This window comes from Teichococcus deserti, from assembly GCF_001982615.1.
GTDB lineage: Bacteria > Pseudomonadota > Alphaproteobacteria > Acetobacterales > Acetobacteraceae > Pseudoroseomonas > Pseudoroseomonas deserti.
The window spans coordinates 1-1,838 of record NZ_MLCO01000197.1 but is presented as its reverse complement, the minus strand read 5'-3'; the positions used below and the strand labels follow the sequence as shown (position 1 = coordinate 1,838).

The window sequence follows — 1,838 nt, the reverse complement described above, 5'->3', positions numbered from 1 at the left end:
AGAAAAAAGAAGGGGTCCAGGGGAATTCATTCCCCTGGCCTGCCAGGCTCTTACTGCTGAAGCGTTTTCATCCCTGCCTTGATCGTCCCTGCCAAAACCTCTGCGCTGTTCTTCAGGGCTTCGGTTTCGACGTTGTCCAACGGCGGCAGCAACGGCTTCGAGGCGCCGCCCCGCCCAAGGACGTGGGGCAGGGAGATGCAGGTCTCGGCCACCCCCAGCAGTTCCGGCAGATAGGTCGAGACGCTGAACACCGAGTTCTCCGCCAGGGCCAGCGCCCGCACCAGGCGGGCGATGCAGCCGCCGATGCCGAAGTTCGACACGCCCTTGCCTTCCTTGATGCGGTAGGCGGCGGTGCGGACGTCTTCGGCGATCTGCGCCTTCATCGCGGCGTCGATCGGGCGGCCGATCTGCTGCGCGAAATCGATGATCGGCAGCCCGCCGATCTGCGCGCTGGACCAGTGCAGCACCTCCGAATCGCCATGCTCGCCGAGGACGGAGGCATGGACGGAGCTCGGCGCCACTTCCAGGTAGCGGGCCAGGCGGTCGCGGAAGCGGATCGAGTCCAGGGCGCAGCCGGTGCCGATGGCGCGGCCGGGCGCTATGCCGAAATGGCGCACGGCGATGGCCGGCATCACGTCCACCGGGTTGGTCGCGAACAGAAGGATGGTGTCGGGCGCGACCTTCAGCACGGATTCGATGATGTGGCCGACGATGCGGATGTTCTGGCCCAGCAGCTCCAGCCGGGTCTGGCCGGGCTTCAGGCTGGCGCCGGCGGTGATCACCACCACCTGGGCGCCTTCCAGATCCTCGTAGGTGCCGTGCTGGACGCGGGCCGCGCTGCCGAAGGCGGCGGCATGGCCGATATCGGCGGCCTCGCCGGCGGCGCGGGCCTCGTCCAGGTCGACCAGGACGATGTCGCCGATGCCGGGGGTGGCGGAGAGCAGATAGGCGGCCGCGGCGCCGACCTGGCCGGCGCCGATGATGCCGATATGGGCTGCCATCACAACACTCCCATCATGGGCCAGATCGTGGCCGAGAGCAGCAGGATCAGGGCGAAGCCGGCGATGGTGACGATCAGGCCGACCTTGGCGAACTGGGTCATCGCGAAGGCGCCGGTGCCGTAGCACAGCATGTTCTGCGGCGCGTTGGTCGGCAGGATGAAGCCGAAGGAGACGACGAAGCTCTGGATCAGCACGATGCCGAAGGCGGTGTTGGCCGCCACCGGCAGGGTCTGGCTGAAGGCGATGACGATCGGGATCAGCGTGCTGGCGAGCCCCGTCGCCGAGGCGAAGCCCAGATGCAGGATGATGCTGAACAGCGCCAGCGCGCCGATGACGGCGACCACGGGGAGGGATTCGAGGCCGAGCTGGCCCAGCGTCACCTGCGCCAGCCAGCCGGCCGCCCCCGTGCGCGCCAGCAGCGTCCCCAGCGAGATTGAAGCGGCGAACAGCACCACGGTGCCCCAGGGCACCAGCTTTTCCGCCTGGGCCCAGTGCATGACGCCGATCCGCGGCATCAGCAGCAGGGCGATGCCCAGCTGGGTGGTGGTGGTGGTGTCCAGCGGATGCAGCATGCCCTCGGTCGACCACAGCAGCAGCAGCAGGACCGCGACCGCGATCAGCCGCTTCTCCGGCGCCGTCACCGGGCCCAGCGCGTCGAGCTGCGCCTTCAGGCGGGGGGCGGCTTCCTCGGCCTTGGGCACCTCGGGGCGCAGCAGCCAGAGCGAGACCAGGAACAGCACCAGGCTCATGCCGATGGTGAAGGGCAGGGCGGTGACGAACCAGCCGCCCCAGGTCACGCTGTGGCCATAGGCGCCCTGCATGAAGTTCAGGCTGATC

The 1,838-nt window shown here is 68.5% G+C and carries 2 protein-coding genes; both read right to left on the bottom strand.

What is annotated here, in order from left to right; all coding sequences use genetic code 11:
- Nucleotides 1-50: 50 nt before the first annotated feature.
- Nucleotides 51-1,001 (bottom strand): lactate/malate family dehydrogenase, encoded by a 951-nt coding sequence (locus tag BKE38_RS19130; protein WP_076958862.1) that lies wholly within the window; start codon nt 999-1,001, stop codon nt 51-53.
- On the bottom strand, nt 1,001-1,838 hold an 838-nt coding region (locus tag BKE38_RS19125), incomplete at its 5' end, for an SLC13 family permease (protein WP_207553612.1). The genes BKE38_RS19125 and BKE38_RS19130, both read right to left, overlap by 1 nt.

Coding starts and splice junctions, on each gene's coding strand:
- BKE38_RS19130 (WP_076958862.1), bottom strand. CDS start 1,001: ATGGCAGCCCATATCGGCATCATCGGCGCCGGCCAGGTCGGCGCCGCG.